The sequence below is a fragment of the Fusibacter ferrireducens genome (genome assembly GCF_015352425.1).
Taxonomy (GTDB): domain Bacteria; phylum Bacillota; class Clostridia; order Peptostreptococcales; family Acidaminobacteraceae; genus Fusibacter_A; species Fusibacter_A ferrireducens.
Genome location: NZ_JADKNH010000014.1, coordinates 1 through 20,316, shown reverse-complemented (window position 1 = coordinate 20,316; position 20,316 = coordinate 1). Strand labels below are relative to the sequence as shown.

Below are 20,316 nucleotides of genomic sequence, written 5' to 3'. Positions count from 1 at the left end.
CCGCGCATCTACTCCAAAACATTACTCATTTAGTCTGATAACAACTCTCGTAAATTGATTTAGACTCGATTCTATTTTGATACGCCCATTTTGTAATTCAACTTCTTTTTTCAATTGAGCGAGTCCGACCCCCAAATGATTTTCAGCATCTGTCGTGACACCTTCTTCAAAGAGATAATCAGAGAGTGCTTCTGAATCTAACAAAATCAAGGTTTCAAAAGGCACTTTTTTTTGTTGATAAAGCACCTCCTTTATACCATTGTAATCAACACCTTGCCCGTCATCTTCAAAAATGACTTCTATGAAGGTTTCCAAATTCTTAAATTGAATTTTAATCGTACCAAATTCACTTTTGTTCTTTCCAAATCGATCACTTGGTTTTTCAATGCCATGAATGAGCGCATTGTCGATCAAGTGAAACATACTCTTAAGAATGCCATTGAAATTCGCATTATCTAAGATGTTCTCATAGCCTTCTAATACAATTGGATTGATCTTTTTACCTAATTTTCTAGCCAATTCTGCAATATATTGATCATACTTTCTTATGAGTTTTTGGTTCTGTGCGTGTTTCATCTTTAAGACCAGTTCGAGCAATTGTTCATGCTCTGGGAGGGCCATCAATTTTTTTTCGAGTTCGATAAAATCGGATTCATCAACCATAATTAAATGCTCTTGTTTCATGATATCCTCATCAAAAGCACCTTCTAGCCACTCTACATCCATCGATAAACACTCATTTAAACCAAAGCTCTCCAAATATCTTTTCATGTCGTCAACCCGATCGAAACTCCCCTCTTTTTTCATTGTATTCAACGCCTCAATGCTCTTTTGGAGAGCCTCTGTGGTATTTTCCAATCCAAATTTAACAAAGGCTTTTTCAAAATAATCCAATCGGAGTAGAATGCTGGTGATGCGTTGGATTATTGTCGTGTTCTTTTCCATCCCATATTCAATATCTTGATGCAGAAATTGTAAAAATTCTTGATACAATTGTTTAAACTCAGATTGATTTCTAGTAATTTCTAAAATGACATCCACTTTCTTTTGCAGAAGCACCTTCTCATCTATTATTTTTTGAATTTCAGTTTCATCCTCTAATACAACCACGAGATATTTGGGATCTTTTGCAGTTTTGTACTTAATACTCAAGATACGCCCATTTATAGTCACTTTACTAGATAATAAATCTAGATAAAGCCGTTTGTCATTTTCCGTTTCGGCCTCGAAATATCTGGTCAAAATCGTTTCAACATATAATTTGTTATCAAAGTCTTCTTGGTAGATCAAATCCGTAATTTTTTTATGCTTAATATCGACATCCAATAAAACCTGCAATGTTTCATTATATACATGATCCACGTACAGATCAGACATTACAATGGCAACGCCCTCTTCAATTGTGTTCAACATCTCTTTAAACTGTACTTCGGTTTTATCCGTACCATAAGCTTCTTTTAATGAAATCGTGTCTACTTCATTTTGAGAAAATTCATTTTTAGCCACTCTAAAGAAACTTTTATAAATCATTATTATGAGCACAGGAAGCATGTAAAGATTGGAAGTCAAAATGCCACTTAAATTAAAATACGCCATGATCAAAAAATACACGAAGATAAGGGTGATCTTCCACTGCATTTTATGCCGATCGCTCAATATTACATAAACTAATGTCAACAGCAAGTGACCATACCATATGATATTCAGATATTGAATCGGCATTACCGTTACGCCTGCTGCAAACAAAATTAAATAGATTTTACCAAACTCCTTTACAAATGGCATAAAACGATCGCTAATTTCTAATCCATAAGTTGCAGCCACTGTGGAGATAAACGTAAATAAAAACAATTGAATGCGAATCACTTCAAAATGAGCAAAGGTTAAGGTATGCGTCATTTCGGATATGATGAAATCCAAAATAAAAGCGAGAATCACCACTTCAAATAAATAACCTTTTATTCTAATTGGACTAGACAGTCTTTGCCAAATCAGATATATTAAAAAGACAATGGCAACTGCCAATATGATGCTGTTTGAAATCCAAACAAAATATTGGTGCTTTTCATACGCTTCAAGTGGTCCTAAATAGAGACTTGACCCACTCGAAATCTGATTTAAATCTTGCTCAAATTGAATGACCATTGTAATATCAACATTGTTCGGAATAAAGAGATAGCCCTCTTTAACCCTCTGATACTTTGAGATCAACAACGATTTTTCATAGGGCATCTCATTGATATACAGTGTGAACTTACCATTAAAGAGCGTATTATTTATGACAATTGGATTTCCAACAAGTGGTCTTGGAATTGTAAATTTTTTACAGAGTGTTCCTCTGGATCTATTTTTCGAATTGTTTTCAGACAGTCGGTCCAATGAGTAATCGGTTTCTCCTTCGATTAAATCCAAAGCATCTGGTGCAATCCAAAATGCATCGACATACGTCCAGCCCTCTGATAATTCAATGATTTCTGCTTTTTCAAATTCAAGATTTTGGGCCGTTGTATCACCAAAAGAAACGACCAAATTGATCCAAATTAATACTGCTAAAACAATCCATCCTCTTTTTTTCATACATACTTCCTATTCTATCTTTTGGGGTTAGAGTTTCAAAAGTCAGTTTCGCATGAATCCCCGCTTCTGTGTCGTGTCGCGTACTTCCTGTAAACGACATCATGTGGTGGCATATTGCTCAACTTTTGGATTTTGACACCCTAACCTTTTTATTTATTTTAACATAGTTCATCGATATTTTCGTCTAATTTATGATAACAATTGCCTATTTTGCTGAGGATTTGGTATAATTGAACTGATTACAATTTCAGAGTAAATTTTTTTTAAATTTAGAGTGTATATTCAAAACTTCGCAAATCAAACAAATTTAGTGAGAGGTGTTTTATGAAAGGTACCGTAGTCAATATTTGGCTCAATACAATTTCCTCTATGTTCGGAGAAAAACATAGAGATGAAATTATGAAAAAGGAAGGTTGGAATCCCTCTAAAATGATTACACCTTTGGAAGAGATTGAAGATGCAAAAGTGTTTTCTCTCATGAAATCCTTTGCCGCTAGCAAAGGGATGAAGACAGAAGATATGTGGCGTAAACTTGGAGAGAACAATATTGAATCATTCTACAAGTGGTTCCCCTCATATTTTGATAAAGGCTCTGCAAAAAGCTTTATGATGCTTATGGATAGAGTGCATACGCAACTGACAAAGATGATTCCAGGCGCAAAACCTCCAAGATTAATTCCCGAAGAACTGGATGATAAGAATGTCGTCATCACCTACAAGTCAAAACGCGGTCTTGTGGATTATCTCATGGGTCTTATAGAGGGTTGCGGCAAACACTTTAATGAAAAAATAGAAGCGAAAATACTGGATAAAGCCATTGGATCAGATGGTACTCATACTGTTAAAATTCACCTTGTCTTTGAAAAGGGAACAAAAACAGTTCGAAATTATGGTCTTTCCAAATTCTTTTCTTTTGGGTTTATAAAAAGTGCTCCGTTTAAAATCTCTATCATACCGACACTTTTATCTTTGGGGTTCATCCTTGGTTTTGAAGGATTGTCCAATATACCGCTTCTCGTTTCAATTCCCTTGTCAGTTTTAATTTCAGGTGTTCTCATAGGAAATGTCGTGCTTAAGCCCTCTATGGACATCACAAAGGAACTTGAAAAAGTTGGCGATCTCGATTTAAGAGATGATTTGGTCGTGTACTCTAATGACTATCATGAAGAAATATTTAGCGTTCTTGCAAACACCAAAGACAAATTGCGTGAAGAATTCACATACTTTAAAGGTGGCATGGACGACCTATATTCCTTTACAGACAAGTTTGCGCAGAGTGCAAAGAACATGAGCGCAGTATCCGATCTCATATCTAGGGCCGTTCAGGAGGTTGCTGAAGGCGCTATTCATCAGGCAACTGAAACAGAAAGTTCTGTCGGTATTCTCGCCGACAATATCGAAATATTAAATGAAATCAGCACAAAAGAACTGGAAGGCAAAGAAAGTCTAGAGGCTGCTGTAAATCAAATTGAAATCTCTGTAGATGATTTGGAGAAAGTATCCGAAAACCTAAATCAAGTTAAAAACAATTTTGCAGGTGTCAATTCGCAAGGCAATGAACTCAGCAAGAACATCAAAAATATCATTGAAATTGTAAGCACAGTTGAGAGCATTGCAGAACAAACGAATCTTTTAGCACTCAACGCCTCTATTGAAGCTGCAAGAGCTGGAGAGATGGGCCGCGGTTTCAGCGTCGTTGCCGAGGAGATCAGAAAACTTGCCGAGGATTCTAAAGATGCCGTCAATACTATAAATGTCAGCTTAAATGAATTTACCACAGGTGTAAACAACATGGTTAAACAAGTTAACGATCAATTTATAGAACTTGAAAACGGCACTCAAACCATGGCTAATGTCGCTTCAGACAGTAAAGTGGCTTCTACTCGAATTCACACCGTTTCTGGCTCCATTGCAGACATTTCATCTAAGCTTTCAGTAGAAACTTCTAAGATCAATAAAGTCTTTGAAAACATGCACACTTTGGCTGCTATCGCCGAGGAAAATTCAGCGACTTCACAAGAAATGAGCGCCAATGTCACCAATTTCTCTGCTGAAATCATAAGCTTGTCTGAAAATATAGATGAACTTGAAAAAGTGGCTTTATTTCTTAAGGATGAGCTCAAACGATATAAACTTTAACAAGTATACTTGTTCAACCAAAAATAAAGATTCCTCAATGGAAATCAAAAAGGATTTCCGAGGAATCTTTTTTTATTATATATTACAAGATTTGAGCTGAAAGCTGTGAAGATGGATGTTCAACCTGCCCTAAGCGATTAGACGAGGACGGGGTCGGCAAAACAAAGTCTTGCTGAACATCGGTGCTATGCATCTACTCATATGAAATTGGTGCCATTCTTACACGGTTCAATTTCCAAAAAAGTCGCAATGGATGCCGCCATATCTGAAAGTGTCTTTCGAGTTCCTAAGTCGCAAGCGGTATGACCCTTTTGGTAAGAAAGTAAAAAGGTATTTTCTCTCGTATGCTGACTGTGATGAGCACAGGGATCATTCCCATGATCAGCACTTATTATGAGCAAATCATCGCCAGTCATTTTCTCCATAATTTTTCCGATACCTTCATCAACCCGTTCAATGAGATCGGCATATAACGCCACATCTTGAGCATGACCAGCCAAATCCGTTTCTTGTACAGTCGCTGCAATTAGTCCCGTTGTCATCGTTTCCATGTGCGCCAAAATGCTGTCTAACACGAGCGACGTCTCAATGGCCACAACACGCTTAGCTTCTTCACAGACGATCACATCTTGCATTTTGCCTATTAGGACAACTTCTTTTCCAGCCCTAATTGCGGCGCTTTGAACTTGTTCTTCTGGGTCAAGTCCCAATCCCAGATGTCTCACTTGATAACCTTGTTGATAAACACCTGATTTTGGAGAATTGACACCAATCAGACCGTCTTCTCTTTGCTCAACACAGGATAGTATCCAGTCCACGGAAACACCCTCTCCACCTAATGCGATCACTCGATTTACTTTTGTGAGATCACGTACAATCTTACCGATTGCTTGAATTTCATCGAAAGATATGACGTCGATTGCGCCGGTCACATTATAAATCTGACCATAGTCCGTTTCGATATTATCCGCTACCACCACAGCATCTTCCACCAATAAAAAAGGCTTTTTTTCATTGGGAATTATCACTTTGTATCCAGCAGCCTCTAGTCCGCATTTGACATCTTCTAGGGCATTTGCAAAGGGCATCTTTGTTGCAGGCAAGGGCTTAGTCCCCATGATTTCTTGATGTCCTAAATAACTGTCTGCACCTTCATGAAGTAAAGCACATCGGCCGTAGCTGGCAAGGGGATGTTTTTCAATAAGGTTATCATTGTCCAATACAGAACCAATGCCTAGCTTTTTTAAATTGGGTATTTTCAGTTCAGGCCTATAGCTCAGGATATGTCCAAATGTATTTGAACCCAAATCCTGTGGGCGTACAGTTGCCACGTCCGTCATGGCACCTATGCCCAAACTGTCTACAATTAATAATATTGCTCTCTTTTCCATTCTATATCAGTCCTTTTTTCTGCCAAGTGCATCATAAATACCAATTAATTTAGGCGCACCGCTTTGAATCCCTTCAATTAAAGCCACATTACTTCGAGTCATAAAAATTTGCGTTCTAAATGCATAGATCACTGCATCCCCGATTTGACTCTCTATGTTGGCGACATCCACTTCTGCATAATAGTCAATCATCAGCGGCGAAGGCTCTTTTGCAGCAACTATATTTGATTTTGACAAATCACATTCGCGGACGACAAGCGCCTTATTGACACCTGATCTTTGGTAAAATCCACCACCATACACATAAGCAGATTGATCCACATAATGTGATATTTCAGTAATATAAACCATTGCGGGCTTTTCGGGCAGATCCATAACGGCATGTAAAGGTGTTGTCCCCGTTAAGGCATGACCCGGTTCAGCATGTGTCCCCCCTGCCTTTGCAACCAAATCAAGTGTATGAACTGAATTCGCACTAGGCAGGTTAATCTGTTCCAATTTTATGCCAAGATGCTCTTGAATTAAAGCCGCCGCCTTTTGCACCGTCTTTACATTTTCCGTTGCCACAACCTCTCCTTCTTTATATAAAAAGCAGGGAAAAGCCGTTAGACCTGCAAGCGATACATTGGACATCTCATGAATGGCTTTGGCACTGCTCAGCCATTCATGCTCCAAAAATCCGCCCTTTTGGCCATCATATAAATGATCCTTATCTCCCACGACTCTCATGAGCAATTTTTGAGTTATCCCCATTTTTTTTGCTTCTCTAGAAATACTTCTGGCTTTTTCCAGTGAAAATACGGTGATGACTTCTGGTCTATAACTTAAAACTTCCGCAATCATGCCCTCAGGAATCTGAACGAGATGGCCCACATGGCCAAGTTGCATACCCTCACCAGCCAATGCAAGCGCTTCCCATGCGTCAACAGCAACGATGCGGTCTATGCCTTGGGCAACCACCCTTTTTGCTATTTCTGGATTTCGCCCGATTTGTTTTGTCATAAAATAAAGCTGAATGCCTTGTTTTTTTGCCTCTTCAACAAGTAATCTCGCATTGTTTTCCACAACATCCAGATCAATCACATAAGTATCCGGTGTAATTTTATTTTCTTTACGAAATTCTAATGCGGCATCAATCAAGGCTTTATTTCTGGCAATTGTCTTTTCTAAAAACATGTGACCTCCTATTTTTCTGCCTGTTCAATTGCTCTCTTAAGCACATTTATCACAGTATCCGCGCCTGAACGCATTGGATTTATTCGAATCATTGAATTTTCCAATGCAGGATCAGCATTTCTGAAAGTTGCTGAAACTCTATAAAATTGAGCCACCACTTCATATTTGGATTCAGCACCCACAGGATGCGGCGCAGCGCCCAATTTCTCGCTTGCCTCTAGCACTGCTTTGGCAATTGGTTTTTCAAACTCAACCAATAACACACGGGACTGCGCATTGGCAATATACGCATTTTTGACGCCTTTAACTTCACCATTTAACAACCGCTGATATGCTTTTTCAACCTGTTCGGATTGAATTGCCAAAGATACAGGTGTGTAAACTAGTGCTCGCAAAGCCTCTAATGCTTCGTGCCCCTGAACCTGACTGCCACCAGAATAATTGATTTTCCTGATGCTTTCAATGATGCTTTTTTTGCCAACAACACAACCTACGCCCTCTGGTCCCAATAGTTTAAACATCGAGAAGGCGCTGACGTCGGCCCCAACCTGCACACCAATTTTAGCCGCTTTCATAACGGCATAATTATCATCCACAAGAATGCTTATATCGGGATTGACCTGTCTTAACTTCTGAATGACTTCTTGGAGCTCATAAGAATCATCTATACGCTGTCTCGAATGCTGAATCAGTGCAAAAGAAGCTGCTTTACAAGAGTCCCACTGATCAGTCGTATCCAAATTGTAATCTATCCAAATCGGTTTAAGTCCCATACTTTCTATAATCACTTTTGTCGTTGGGTAAATTGGAGCATCATGTAATACAATTTTATCTAGGGGGCTATTTAAGACGTTAAAAACATTTCTCATTGCACCTGTCCCTGAACCACGGACCAAAATTGCCGCCTCTGCACCAAAGCACTTTGCGAGAACTGCTTCTACCTTTCTCGTCATTGTTGGAGCACCCTCTCCGAGTACAACGCCTAAATCGCCTTGCGTTAGCATCTCACCCCCTGGAATTGTTTCATGGATACAATTGACAAGGTGAAATTGCATTTCCATCGCCTGATGGATTGACATGGGTTGAATAGGGTATGTTTTCATCTGATCGTCACTCCTTTCGCCTCAATATTCTCTTAGGATTTTCTTCTAACATTTTTCTAATTTCTTCATTGCCAACACCTTCAGCTAATAGCAAAGGGATGAACACTTCTATTAAATGACCATACCCAATCCCGCCATTGGCCTTAAGATGAGATTTTCTCGTCATATCTTGGGACAAGACGATTTGATCTATATGTCCCCGCTCTATTAAATGGGCAATATGCTTCGCTCTGATCTCATCTGAACCGTAATTCAGCTTTCCAATCGTATCAAATGCCAAGACTGCACCCTTATCTGCCATTTTCAAGTGATAATTTTTTTCACAATTTAAATCCACATGGCCAATGACCACTTTTGATAAATCAACGCCGAAGCCACTTAAAAAATCTAATTGTTCAACGCCACAAGTCCCAAGCGTCGTATGTGTTGCAATAGGCGCTCCAGTTTCTATGTGCGTCCTTGCTGCAATTTCAAAGACCTTTGCCTCTAGGGGCGTCATCACGTCTTTGCTCGTTCCAATTTCACCGATGACCTGAGCCCTTACTGAGGTCCCCTCAATACCGGTTGTAATTTCGTGAGTTAATTGTTTAACCAGTTCCGAAATCGTGCTTTTAGAGACCACATCCGGTAAAAACGGCTCTTTATAAAATCCTGTACTCATGATGACTTGCATCCCTGATTCAAGTGAAACACGCATCACTTGATTGAGATTTCTGCCCATACCATGATTGGTCATTTCAACAATAGTGGAGATGCCCAGCTTCTTTAAATTTTTCATCTCATCAATGATGAGTTCCACCGCATTATAATGTGTATCTGGATCGCCCTTAATCCTTGATAAATCTAAATACAAATGTTCGTGAAAATAAGTTTTTCCCAAGTTTTCAGGTGAGATTATGCCCTGAACACCGTAAATTGACATGCTACGCCTCCATTCCAAAAGCATTATCTTTAGGCGAATCATTTCCCAAGAAATAGTTCCCATAGAGAGCCGGTCGCTTAAAGGTTGCCGCAATCATTGCACCCAGTTGCATTAAACGCATGCCCGATTGTCTACCTGTTTTAGTGAGCATTAAAACACCTGTGGCAAGTTCATCCGTCGGAATGGTAATTGCAGTTGCATTCGCCATGTTGGCAGATTTTACGAGATACTTGCCTGATTTGCTCACTTCATTTTCTCCTGTTTGCCCCCATACGCCCATGATGGAATCACCGTAACCATACAGATCTATAGGTCCTTCAAATGTCATAATCGCATCGATACCACTTTCGAATAATTGATGAACAAACGGTATGCTTTCGTGACGATTTTGAAGATTAGGCACCTTTACCTTTTCGATTGAAATCGACTCAGGTAAAATACTCAAAACGGGCTCTAACGCTGCAGTCATATCCCTACCATCTGGCAAAGTAACACTGCCTTCCACTGGAATGGCCACTCGCATCGGCCTTGAAATCGTGTGCGCCTCCCATTCTTCATCTGAAATATCACATAATACTCGAATCGCCTCGACACATTTTGCATAGGTGTGTGAAATCACTCCGATGCCCGGTATAAAGGATAGACCATCTGTAGATACTTTTGAAGCGCTGCCCATCAAGCCAAGGCCTTTGCCCATGATTGAAAACAACTGAGTGCTCATGGCTGGTGCCAATACTGAACCTCCACCATCCGTGCCAATGGCAAGATCATTTATGCCTTTTAATATGTTGATACAGCCTCCACTTGAAGAACCTGTCATCACCCTACCGGTCAAAGGATTTATACAATTGATATCCAGTGCACGCCCACGATCCGACATCGAATCCACCGTATGAAAAACAAATTGTTCATCCTTTTGAAGTTTTGTTACCAAATCCGCTGAAAGTTGATTCGTATTTTTCACTCCGAATAAGGTGATGGTATCCTGCCCTTCACATAAAGCAGTTGTCACCTTTTCAATCATGCCCTTTTGAAAAGAAACGACGGTACCGCCCTCTTCTTCTTTTGAACGTATCATCGCATTCATAATGCGATTTAACTCACTTTTATTCACGAGTTCACCCCCTGCATTCGAATTTATTTAAAATTCACCTTAAGTCTTTAAGTATAATGCTTAAAGCATTTAGCGGCTAAAGTATAACTTCTAAATTCATCTAAATACTTGTATCTTAAAACTTTCATCTTAAAACCTTGAAGGAAGCAATATATTGCTTCCTTCAAGCGCTTTATCTATGCCACAACAAATAATCCTATTAGAGCTAATAAGTTCACAAAAATACCTACTAAAATAGCGGCAATAGGTCCAACCGCCATTCTGACAAATGGTTTCCCAGCAATTTCATTCGATATATAAAGTCCTACAACTAAGAAATAGCCTATTCCTGGAGCCATTGCATTTGCAGCATTCATACCACCAACTAAGAGTGCGATTTCAAGTAATTTGGTCATTGCCATTCGAATATTATCCCCAGATTTTCTAATGCCAGGGAATTTGTCGATAAAGTGTGCAATTCGATCTAATAACAAGACTTCAGCGCCAATGACAACTGCCCCTATTAGACCCGCCAAAATTGGATTTCTAACAAATAGGCCCACAGCGAATACAAAAGTCATTCCCACTGGTCCATAAACCCCTGTGACAATTGCCGTGGAAGCCACTAAAGGAATAAAGCCAATTCCTCTTGCAAGTGCAGCAAATCCAGCATCCATAAATTGACTTTCCTTCATGAGATTTAGCGAAATAGGGTCTCCCGCTATTAAATTGGAAGCTGTAGCCGCAGCGACCAATCCGCCCATAACCATTAGTATAGGTAAATTTTTTCGAATGCGTTTAACACGTTCTGCAAAAATGGAAACCAAATCTACAGTTTCTTCTTCCTGTTTTTCTCTCATTGCAAAAACTAACAGAATCACCATCCCCACAATTAAAGCACTTCCTTGAGGATTTAACTTGATTGTAGCCGTACCCAAAGTAATATTGCCGAATAAAAGCGCGCCTTGATAAGCCAAAACAGAAAGAAATAAGTTTAGAACACCTTTTTTAACGCCATATTGATATCCAGTTGCCAAAGCAGGAAATGCTGCAAATGCAACAACTACAGGTGCACCAACTTCGCCTAAACTGCCTAAGAAATTTACAGGTAACATTTCAAACGCCTTGACGACACTTTCAAGTCCGAGTAAAATACCGACGCCGTACAAGGCACCAATAACACCTGCAATGACAATCCCTTTTTTCCCATCTGGAGAAGATGCCCCTATGATATCCGTTCCAAGTAAGATACAGTGGATGAGAATGATGTTTGCTGCCAAAGAAAACGGAATACCAAAACCAATTACCAAACCAAAACTCATTGCAAATGTCGTTGCAGCTAATTCTTTTCTTGTCATCCGACCTTCAATGTGTTCAGGCATAATAGGTCTCAAGCCATCATTAAAAACTGCAATTCCCTTATTTGCCATGATGGATGCCAATGCACCCAATAAAGCCATTAAAATAATTTTCATTTTTTTCCCCCTCTAACATTATTTTTTCTTTAGAATTTCTCTGACGATTACAGCCAATGCTGCTTCTGCATGATCACCAGTAAAACCAAATGCCACTTTCCCTTCTTCAACCGCCTTTATGATGTCATCTTCTTTAGGTGGTCTCCCTGGCATAGAAACTGTTGCACATTTATCGACTGTCAACAGCGCTATAGCCATGCTCAGTGCGCCTCCGCCGCCAGTGTGACAAGCACCCACATAGTAATCAGCCTTTTTAGTCTGAATCGCTAAAGCAGCCTGCATGTCTGACAAAATGCTTACTTCTACTGCATCCCCTCCTATCTCTTTGACAATTTTTGAAATGTCATCCTTGCGGATTGCACCTCCTACAACAAACCGAATCATATCTTACCTCCTTTTTCAATGACGGTACAAAAATGTGCCGCTATATAACCCATTTCTGCTTCTGGGATTTGCCATCCCATCTGCGCCTCTATAACTGCAAGATATTTGGGCAATTCACCATACTCCGGCGCCTGAGCAAGCTGTTCCAAAAGAAAAGCATCCATTTTTTCAACGCTTTCTCCTCTTTCAATTCTCGAGAGCGCAGTTGCAAGATGTGTCACCAACATCGCGCCGTTGTCTTCATTAAAATTCAAGTGATAATCATATTCCATTTTTTTTGAAAATGCCACAATGGCACTTTCCATTTTTCCTGTGATCTGACCTGCACTCTTTAAAATCCTAAGTCTCTCATAAATTGAATTTTCCATAACGCTCCTTTCAATATACCGTTTTCCGTATATTGCGCTTAAAAAAATTAATAGATCGGAATCATTTCATTTGCCATCACTTCTTTTTGAACTGCTTCTACCAAATCAAAGTCTAGCAATCTTTCCATGATTCTTCCAATTACTTTGGTTTCATTGCTCACAACAATTACAGCAATATTGCCTTTTTGATCCATTTCTTTTGCCACTGGATTTTTTAAAGGCTGAATGTATACATCTAATTTCTTCTCGAAAATTTCATCTCCATTCCAAATAGCCGCATCAATTTCATTCATTTCAAGCTTTTGAATAATTTGATTATAAGGCGTTGCAACATAAGTTACATTTAGAGATTCACACTCTATTTCAGTCAATCTGGATTGATCCAAAGAGACACTGTCAACACCCACCCTCATGCCATCTTTAATTTGAGTATGTTTTGGATCTCTAAAGATCACCACGTGATTGCCAACATAACTTTCCGGTTTGAATTCATGGACAATGGACAGGTTGTGATTCTCATTTTGATGAATCTCCGCTGCAAGTTTAGAAATAATAGCAAAACTATACTTTCCGAAATTAAGTGCTTGGATTCTCTTATCCGCTCCTCTCATAAAAGATAAACTAAAGGGAATCTCTTTATTTTCAAAAACCTTGTATAGGCCTGTTGCCAGACCTTCGTATCGCTTTGAGTAAGGCAGTGGCATTGCACCAATGATAACGCCAAAATCAGAGTATTCCCAAAGTTTTTTATGATTCATTTTCACAAGAAATGTTCCTAAATGTCCTCTTGATTCCAAAGAAATACAGGCATCCTCTTGCAGAAATTTCATAGCGGATTGAACCGTTCCCCTTGAGCTATCCAATAAATCTACATACTCTGTAATGGTTCGAATGCGATCTCCAACCTCATAAGAAAAGAGTTCCTGTGAAAGCCTTTTTATTGCTAAACCATTTTTCGACATTAATTTATTTGTGCTTGCATCCACAGATTTCCCCTCCAAATTACATTATACTATATATTGTACATTGACTTTATCATATCTTTGTATAAGATGCAAGGGCAAAATCCAAAACACACAGAAAAAAATCTCTGAAATGAGACCGCCTCTATGTCGATCTTATTTCAGAGATTTCATACAATTAATAGAAATGATGGGACGCCATTAACGCGTTAAAATTGGAGATATGCGCTTGTAGAGCATCATGGTCACCACTGCGACAACCAAACCCTTGAAAAGATTGAATGGCACAATACCGTATAGGATTAACGTGGCAACACTATTGATATTGGGATTGATAATGGTCCCCATACCGACGATTGCATCAATCGGCATAAAATTAGTGTAAAAGGGAATTAAGAATAAATAATTAGCAAGACCGCCCATGATTGCCATGGACACAACACCCACTGCGAGTCCAATAATTGCACTCATCTTTGTCTTTGATCTCTTGTAAATTAGTGCTGCTGGTATCACCATGGCGATGCCTATTACAAAATTCGCAATCTCACCCACACCACCTGTTGAAGTTCTGAGGAGATGTAAAATATTTTTTATTGCCTCAATTGCGATTCCCGCCATTGGCCCAAGTGCAAATGCGCCAATCAGAGCTGGCAAATCGCTGATATCAATCTTTAAGAACCCAGGAAAAATAGGTACTTGAAGTTCAATAAAATAGAGAATAAATGCAATAACGCTGAGCATAGCTACTTTTGTCATGGTTTTGACAGACATTTTTTTTACTGCTGATGTAGTCATATATAAGACCTCCCATAAATATTATTGGCTTTACGGGCATAAAAAAACCCTAAAGCATGCACTTCAGGGTAAAATAGCATTATAATAATAAACCTCTTCTTCCATCCAGACTATACTGTCGGCTCTGGAATTCAACCAGATCAACCTTTCGGCTCGCGGGCTTTACCGCCGGTGGGGACTTACACCCCGCCCTGAAGATTATTACATACTCAGTATAGCATCACTGAGAACAAATGTCAATACGACGTGACTTACGCCGCACTATTTTTTTCTCATCACACACTTTATTGTTTACAATCATATTTCATGGTAATATATAGTATATATTTCTTATTTTAACTCAATCTGTGTAGAGTTCATTTATTGATCACGTATACACACAAGTTCTTATTACATAAAAGTATTGATTCAATCTTATTCCCAGCACTATATCCTACTTTAAAGCCTTCATGAGGTTTCTTAAAAAAATTCGCACTCATTTAAGTTGTTTAGTACGCCACTATATGTGTTCCAACATTTACTCTACACCACTTGTTAAATTATCCATTTGAAAGGTGGTGCAAAGATGACAATGTCCTATGCCGATATTGTTAAAGGCAAAAAAACCGATACACCTAAAACCGACAGTTCCCCAACTGGGGTAAAAGCTTCAACGGGTGAAGCGCCTAAAACACTGGCCCCAAGTCCTGGGTATAAACCCGGTGCCACAACGAAGGAAGCTGCTACAACAGCTCCGAAACCAACTACTACACCTACCGTCACAATGAGTTCAGATCGAGAAACACATATTATGGATGGAGATGGCACAGGCGGTGGCCACTTGAATACACCGGAACACCAAAGCAATGGTAAATCATTATTCCCAGTGGATTGGGATCGTGATAAAGCTAAAAAAAATATTCTTGCTGTTGCAAATAGCTCGAGCAGCACTCGCGTTCCAGGAAGAAAAGTAAAAGGCGTACAAAGATATGAAGTAACAGGCACACAAGACGGTGTAAATATCATGGTCATTGTCGGTGGTGATGAGATCGTCACTGCTTACCCACTATGAATCATCACCGTTTACCCAATAAATTGATAAGGATGTGATCATATGGACGTGAACAAAAAAATTGTTGAATTACTTCCAAAGCTAAAGGATTTCCCAGAAAAAGATCTTAAAGACATCAAGGGTTTTTTAGATCATGATGAATGGGGTGTTGCTTTTGAAGTCATCTGCAGCGTTATTGATGAAGATCAGCTCAATATTGACGATTCAATTTACAGTGCTTTAGATGAAATTGGTCGTGCCATGAATATGGATGATTCTCTTTGGAGTGATCTGAAAGAACGAATTTAAATCTATAATAAGACGCCAAAAGGACGTCCAATTAAAAAGCGGTAGAAAAGAAAATCCTATTCTTTCTATCGTTTTTTTAGTTCTACTATACTTATTCGTTCTAGCACACTGATTCATTCTAACACACGGGTTCATTCCAGCGCACTGATTCCTTCTAATACATACATTTCACTTGTCATTGCCACTCTATTTGGATTGCAGTCATAATGCTCGTCATTGCTCCTTTAAAGCAAATTGGCATAGGGATTTTTATTTTTTTTTTTAATAGATATTCTCTTTATACACATTCATTTTCTGTTATAATGTTTATAACTTAAAATTAGAGATAAAAAGGAGGTTCCAATGATCGTTGGAAATTTTAATGACTTAACGGCTTCAAAGATAATGAGTGATGCAGCTAAAAACGCTGCTATGAAGGTATTAGTCTCACCAACTGAAGGTTGGGAGGATCATGTTATGCGCGTTGTAGAACTTGAAGCAGAAGGTTTTTCTCCAAAGCATCAACACGATTGGCCTCACATAAATTATGTTATTGAAGGTGAAGGCACATTGCTGATAGAAGACACTTTGCACCCACTTAAAGCGGGCAGTTATGCTTTTGTACCACCTAACACACTACATCAGTTTTCCAATACGGGCTCAACACCGCTTAAATTCATCTGCATTGTTCCCGTCAGAGGCCATCAATAGTGTTTCGCACAAACACTAAAAATAAAAGGAGCCTATGATTATATGAAATATATTAAGCAATCTATTGAAAGACCCTCTTCGGATTTAACCCATCTCAAAGAAAGCGTCGTTAGTATCATCGATCAAGTCAGATTAGAGGGCGATGATGCTCTATTTAAATTTAATGCTCAATTCGACTTAAACGAGAGAAAATCGCTTAGGGTAACCGAAGCAGAAATAAAAAATGCTTATGATCACGTCCCTGTGAGTCTAATTGAAGATCTCAAAATCGCCAGTGACCATATAAAACGCTTTGCCACAGCTCAGAAATCTACAATCACAGACTTACCATCATTTATGGTGGCTCCTGGCATAGAGCTTGGGCATCGTGTCGTCCCTATAGAATCCTGTCTTTGCTATGTTCCTGGGGGCAACTATCCCTTGTTTTCATCGGCATTGATGCTGGTTATTCCAGCAAAAGTGGCTGGTGTAAAACGAGTTGTAGCCTGTTCTCCTTCAGTTAAAGGCACTGAACACATAGCGCCTGAAACATTGGTTGCACTGGACATTGCTGGTGTGGATGAGATTTATGTGGTGGGCGGTGCACATGCCATAGCTGCTTTTTCCTATGGCACTGAAAGCATAAAACCCGTTGACCTTATCGTTGGCCCTGGTAATCAATACGTCACCGAAGCCAAACGTCAATGCTATGGTCAAATCGGCATTGATTTTGTGGCTGGTCCCAGTGAGGTGATGATCTTAGCTGACGATCACGCCGATCCAGAAATGCTTGCCGCAGATTTATTAGCTCAGTCTGAACACGACCTTTTGGCAAAGGGCATCCTAGTCACCACAAGCGAAACCATTGCCCTACAAACTCTACAAGCTGTTGAAAACCAACTTAAATCATTAGAAACTGCCGATATCGCAAGAAAGTCTTGGGAAGTTTTCGGTGAAATCATCGTGATTGATCATTTAAATGAAGGGATTGATTTGTGTAACCGATTGGCACCTGAACACTTAGAGCTTGCCATTCAAGAACCCGAGTCCATTATAGATCAACTCTACAATTATGGTTCTCTCTTTATTGGTGAATGGTCCGCAGAGGTTTTAGGAGACTACATTTCAGGGACAAATCATACTTTGCCAACCTTGAAAGCTGCAAGGTACACAGGTGGCGTCTATGTGGGCACTTTCCTCAAAACATTGACGCATCAGACCATTAAACCAGAAGCACTGAAAAAGATTGGCCCATCAGCATATAGAATGGCGAAATCAGAAGGTCTCCATGCACATGCAAACGCTGTGGATGTGAGGTTAAAGCGATTATGAGCTACAAGCTAAACACTCATGACTCTAAACAAAAATGCTACCCGAAGATTTAGGTAGCATTTTTTTAATAACAAGATTTGAGCCAAAAGCTGTGATGAGGCATGTTCAACCTCAAACAGCGTCAGCGAAAATCGCTTTGAGACATCCTAAGACGACTCAAATGTTGCTATATGCAACAAGATTTGAGCCAAAAGCTGTGATGAGGCATGTTCAACCTCAAACAGCGTCAGCGAAAATCGCTTTGAGGCATCATAAGATGACTCAAATGTTGCTCTTCAATAAACGCTCAGTGCCAATTTACCGGTTACAAGTCCACAGACACCTGAGGTTTATTTTTAATAATTTGATTTTGCCAATTCCCTGTAAGATAGATACCGTAGCCTATGAGGCATATGATCAAATTACTCGTATACATAGCATACCATACAGACGATGGATTAAAACCAGACCAATGGCTTAAAGCAAACACCATAGGAATTCGAATGCCCCAAAGTCTTCCCATCATGAGAATCATTGCAGAAATCGTATGACCTGATCCTTGGAATGTGCCTATCAGAACTTGAAAAACACCCATAAGTGGCACCGCCATAATGAGAATTCTCAAATATTCGGTACTGCTTTGAATAATTGCTTCCTGAATTGCAAAGGCCTCGACAATTTTTTGAGCAAAAGGCCACATGATCAAACCACTGGTTACCAGTATAATCGTTGCAAGGGCCGCACTTGTTCTCACGGCCTCTTTTGCTCTTTTCTTATTATCTGCGCCCAAATTTTGCCCGACCACTGTTGCAAGGGCACTGCCAATTCCCATGGCTGGCATCATAATTAGAGAATTTATCCGATTGCCAATGGCAAACGCCGTTAGGGTCACTTCACCAAACGAAATCAGAAAAACATTTAAAATGGCAAAACCAAAGGCCGTTGTGGCTTGCCCAATAGAAGAAGGCAAACCGACGCTTATAATTTTATTTATGATTTTCATATCCCATTTGAGTTCTTTTATCGTGATTTTAATGCCCTTGTCTTTTATAAAAAGTGTACTCACTGCATAAAGCGCAAAAATAGTTTGCGCAATAACTGTAGCAATTGCAGCGCCTGAAATCCCCATTTGAAATTTGAAGATAAAGATCGGGTCTAATATCATGTTTAACACGACTGCACTTGCGCCGACCACCATTGGAGAGATTGTATCGCCCTGCCCCTGCTTGATGCCATTAAATGCTTGTAATAGAAAAAGTGCAGGCATCCCCAAAAAGATAATTGAAAGATATGATGATGCATTGTCATAAAGCGATCCAGTTGCCCCCATCCACTTTACAATGTAGCCACTTAATCCATAGCCGATTAAGGAGAGCATCACGCCCATAACCAACAACAAACTCACAACTTGTCCTGAAACAAGTCTCGCCTTTTCGTGTCTATCTGCACCAATATATTGGGATATCAATGCACTTGCGGCAATGGACATCCCTATTCCAAATGCCATCACCATAAAGTTAATGGGCCACACCAACTGTATGGCAGCGACTTCGTTGCCTCCAATTCGACCAACAAAAAAAGTATCCGTAAGATTGTAAATGGTCTGAATAAAATTATTGATCATAACGGGTACAGACAAAACCCATATCACTTTTTTCATCTGCCCTTCTAAGATCAATGCTCTCTTTTCCGAATAATCCATGCTGTTCCTCCATCATATACAAATATTATAGCATAGGATCATTCGCGACTCAAATATTTCGTGAGGCTAATTATATTGCAAACTATTCTCAGATAACTATTTTTCTCTTTCAAGTTTTTGCTATAAAATTTTTATTTCAAGAACACAAAAGTCATTCTGAGATCATAAACACTTAATAAGACAATTTTTCTTGTTATACCATATTATTAAGGCATAGAGATTCAATGATCTCTATGCCTTAATACACACTTTCGTTACTTCATCTCTGATGGTTCTATAAAGTAAGAACAACCCCTTTTTATTAACTTTTTATCACGAACAATATGACTCAATCTCGCTATTGTATTAAAATCAGCATGAATCGTTTTAAAAACTAATCTAGTCATTGTGAAATCTTTATTTTCTAAAAATTGATCGATCTTAGATGTTAAATCATACGGACTAATTAGATTAACCTGATAAATTGAAACTCAAAAATTAATGTTTTCTTGTTTTTCAACAACACAAGTCAAAATTTGATATACCACAAGTACTTGTGGTGATTTTAATCCCTCGCTTTTGAACTTTTCAGCTCAAAAGTAGCTTTGCTGCTTTTCGAAGGTTGTGAGCAAAGATTCCATACCCACACCAAGTAGAGGTTCCTTTAAAACCTCTTAGATAGCTTCTACGCAGTCCAAAGGATCGCTTTAGACAACTAATTCTGCCTTCTACGCCTGCTCTGAACTTTTGAAGTTTTTTAAATTTAGGTGTACTTTCTATCTCTTGACGGCTCTTGCTTTTCTTCCCTGGCTTAGGGATACTGAGATGCTTTACACCAAGTTTAGTGAGTTCCATCTCATTTGACGAAGAATAGTAACCACGATCCGTTGCAACTTCTGTAGGGGCTTTTCCGAAAATTTCTTTGTGATGC

At 39.2% G+C, this 20,316-nt stretch carries 18 protein-coding genes and 1 riboswitch; of the genes, 5 read left to right on the top strand and 13 right to left on the bottom strand.

All coding sequences use genetic code 11. The features are described from left to right. Nucleotides 1-21: 21 nt before the first annotated feature. Entirely contained in the window at nt 22-2,577 is a 2,556-nt protein-coding gene (locus tag ISU02_RS19125; RefSeq protein WP_194703458.1) for a sensor histidine kinase, read from the bottom strand. Between the two features lie 324 nt (nt 2,578-2,901). Between ISU02_RS19125 and ISU02_RS19120 the strand changes: the two genes are divergently transcribed. Then, nucleotides 2,902-4,716, top strand: coding sequence for a heme NO-binding domain-containing protein (locus ISU02_RS19120; RefSeq protein WP_194703457.1), 1,815 nt, complete (start codon nt 2,902-2,904; stop codon nt 4,714-4,716). Between the two features lie 197 nt (nt 4,717-4,913). On the opposite strand, the gene ISU02_RS19115 is transcribed toward ISU02_RS19120, so the two are convergent. From ISU02_RS19115 to ISU02_RS19070, 10 genes are all read right to left on the bottom strand, one after another. Then, complete coding sequence (locus tag ISU02_RS19115; protein WP_194703456.1) at nt 4,914-6,107, bottom strand: phosphopentomutase; 1,194 nt, start codon at nt 6,105-6,107, stop codon at nt 4,914-4,916. Nucleotides 6,108-6,113: 6 nt separating this feature from the next. Beyond that, a complete protein-coding gene (locus ISU02_RS19110; RefSeq protein WP_194703455.1) occupies nt 6,114-7,283 on the bottom strand; it encodes an alanine racemase in 1,170 nt (389 codons plus the stop codon). A gap of 8 nt (nt 7,284-7,291) precedes the next feature. Continuing rightward, entirely contained in the window at nt 7,292-8,386 is a 1,095-nt protein-coding gene (locus ISU02_RS19105) for an aminotransferase class V-fold PLP-dependent enzyme (RefSeq protein ID WP_194703454.1), read from the bottom strand. Between the two features lie 7 nt (nt 8,387-8,393). After that, entirely contained in the window at nt 8,394-9,308 is a 915-nt protein-coding gene (locus tag ISU02_RS19100) for a phosphotriesterase family protein (protein WP_194703453.1), read from the bottom strand. Between the two features lies 1 nt (nt 9,309). Then, the gene (locus ISU02_RS19095) at nt 9,310-10,422 is read right to left on the bottom strand and encodes an amidase family protein (protein WP_207736421.1); all 1,113 of its coding nucleotides are present in this window, start codon (nt 10,420-10,422) and stop codon (nt 9,310-9,312) included. A 176-nt stretch (nt 10,423-10,598) separates the two neighbouring features. Beyond that, nucleotides 10,599-11,876, bottom strand: coding sequence for a YhfT family protein (locus ISU02_RS19090; RefSeq protein ID WP_194703451.1), 1,278 nt, complete (start codon nt 11,874-11,876; stop codon nt 10,599-10,601). An 18-nt stretch (nt 11,877-11,894) separates the two neighbouring features. Then, nucleotides 11,895-12,260 carry a DUF2620 domain-containing protein gene (locus ISU02_RS19085; RefSeq protein WP_194703450.1) on the bottom strand — a complete coding sequence of 122 codons (366 nt, stop codon included), beginning with the start codon at nt 12,258-12,260 and terminating at the stop codon, nt 11,895-11,897. Continuing rightward, nucleotides 12,257-12,628, bottom strand: coding sequence for a PRD domain-containing protein (locus tag ISU02_RS19080; protein WP_194703449.1), 372 nt, complete (start codon nt 12,626-12,628; stop codon nt 12,257-12,259). Before ISU02_RS19080 ends, ISU02_RS19085 begins: the two co-directional genes overlap by 4 nt. 47 nt (nt 12,629-12,675) lie before the next feature. Beyond that, on the bottom strand, nt 12,676-13,614 hold the full coding sequence (yhfZ, locus tag ISU02_RS19075; protein WP_207736419.1) for a GntR family transcriptional regulator YhfZ: 939 nt from the start codon (nt 13,612-13,614) through the stop codon (nt 12,676-12,678). A 177-nt stretch (nt 13,615-13,791) separates the two neighbouring features. Further along, nucleotides 13,792-14,385, bottom strand: a complete 594-nt coding sequence (locus ISU02_RS19070) for an ECF transporter S component (protein ID WP_194703447.1) — start codon at nt 14,383-14,385, stop codon at nt 13,792-13,794. Between the two features lie 89 nt (nt 14,386-14,474). Further along, nucleotides 14,475-14,588, bottom strand: a riboswitch (FMN riboswitch). A gap of 362 nt (nt 14,589-14,950) precedes the next feature. Between ISU02_RS19070 and ISU02_RS19065 the strand changes: the two genes are divergently transcribed. The 4 genes from ISU02_RS19065 (at nt 14,951) to hisD (ending at nt 17,725) form a co-directional block, all read left to right on the top strand. Beyond that, on the top strand, nt 14,951-15,436 hold the full coding sequence (locus ISU02_RS19065; protein WP_194703446.1) for an EndoU domain-containing protein: 486 nt from the start codon (nt 14,951-14,953) through the stop codon (nt 15,434-15,436). A gap of 42 nt (nt 15,437-15,478) precedes the next feature. Then, nucleotides 15,479-15,724: a MafI family immunity protein gene (locus ISU02_RS19060; RefSeq protein ID WP_194703445.1), complete on the top strand. Its 246-nt coding sequence runs from the start codon at nt 15,479-15,481 to the stop codon at nt 15,722-15,724. A 342-nt stretch (nt 15,725-16,066) separates the two neighbouring features. Next, nucleotides 16,067-16,414, top strand: a complete 348-nt coding sequence (locus ISU02_RS19055) for a cupin domain-containing protein (RefSeq protein ID WP_194703444.1) — start codon at nt 16,067-16,069, stop codon at nt 16,412-16,414. Between the two features lie 42 nt (nt 16,415-16,456). Then, nucleotides 16,457-17,725: a histidinol dehydrogenase gene (gene hisD / locus ISU02_RS19050; protein WP_194703443.1), complete on the top strand. Its 1,269-nt coding sequence runs from the start codon at nt 16,457-16,459 to the stop codon at nt 17,723-17,725. 304 nt (nt 17,726-18,029) lie between these two features. Here hisD and ISU02_RS19045 read toward each other — a convergent pair whose 3' ends face one another. Together ISU02_RS19045 and ISU02_RS19040 are read right to left on the bottom strand one after the other, a co-directional pair. Next, complete coding sequence (locus tag ISU02_RS19045; RefSeq protein WP_194703442.1) at nt 18,030-19,406, bottom strand: MATE family efflux transporter; 1,377 nt, start codon at nt 19,404-19,406, stop codon at nt 18,030-18,032. A 567-nt stretch (nt 19,407-19,973) separates the two neighbouring features. Beyond that, a partial coding sequence (locus ISU02_RS19040) for a transposase (protein WP_194703441.1) occupies nt 19,974-20,316 on the bottom strand: 343 nt, incomplete at its 5' end.

What these genes read in the sequence shown, in the direction of transcription:
- ISU02_RS19115 (WP_194703456.1), bottom strand. Translation starts at nt 6,107, where the DNA reads ATGGAAAAGAGAGCAATATTATTAATTGTAGACAGTTTGGGCATAGGT.
- ISU02_RS19080 (WP_194703449.1), bottom strand. Translation starts at nt 12,628, where the DNA reads ATGGAAAATTCAATTTATGAGAGACTTAGGATTTTAAAGAGTGCAGGT.
- ISU02_RS19110 (WP_194703455.1), bottom strand. Translation starts at nt 7,283, where the DNA reads ATGTTTTTAGAAAAGACAATTGCCAGAAATAAAGCCTTGATTGATGCC.
- ISU02_RS19120 (WP_194703457.1), top strand. Translation starts at nt 2,902, where the DNA reads ATGAAAGGTACCGTAGTCAATATTTGGCTCAATACAATTTCCTCTATG.
- ISU02_RS19090 (WP_194703451.1), bottom strand. Translation starts at nt 11,876, where the DNA reads ATGAAAATTATTTTAATGGCTTTATTGGGTGCATTGGCATCCATCATG.
- ISU02_RS19045 (WP_194703442.1), bottom strand. Translation starts at nt 19,406, where the DNA reads ATGGATTATTCGGAAAAGAGAGCATTGATCTTAGAAGGGCAGATGAAA.
- ISU02_RS19100 (WP_194703453.1), bottom strand. Translation starts at nt 9,308, where the DNA reads ATGTCAATTTACGGTGTTCAGGGCATAATCTCACCTGAAAACTTGGGA.
- ISU02_RS19125 (WP_194703458.1), bottom strand. Translation starts at nt 2,577, where the DNA reads ATGAAAAAAAGAGGATGGATTGTTTTAGCAGTATTAATTTGGATCAAT.
- ISU02_RS19105 (WP_194703454.1), bottom strand. Translation starts at nt 8,386, where the DNA reads ATGAAAACATACCCTATTCAACCCATGTCAATCCATCAGGCGATGGAA.
- ISU02_RS19065 (WP_194703446.1), top strand. Translation starts at nt 14,951, where the DNA reads ATGACAATGTCCTATGCCGATATTGTTAAAGGCAAAAAAACCGATACA.
- ISU02_RS19085 (WP_194703450.1), bottom strand. Translation starts at nt 12,260, where the DNA reads ATGATTCGGTTTGTTGTAGGAGGTGCAATCCGCAAGGATGACATTTCA.
- ISU02_RS19055 (WP_194703444.1), top strand. Translation starts at nt 16,067, where the DNA reads ATGATCGTTGGAAATTTTAATGACTTAACGGCTTCAAAGATAATGAGT.
- hisD (WP_194703443.1), top strand. Translation starts at nt 16,457, where the DNA reads ATGAAATATATTAAGCAATCTATTGAAAGACCCTCTTCGGATTTAACC.
- ISU02_RS19070 (WP_194703447.1), bottom strand. Translation starts at nt 14,385, where the DNA reads ATGACTACATCAGCAGTAAAAAAAATGTCTGTCAAAACCATGACAAAA.
- ISU02_RS19060 (WP_194703445.1), top strand. Translation starts at nt 15,479, where the DNA reads ATGGACGTGAACAAAAAAATTGTTGAATTACTTCCAAAGCTAAAGGAT.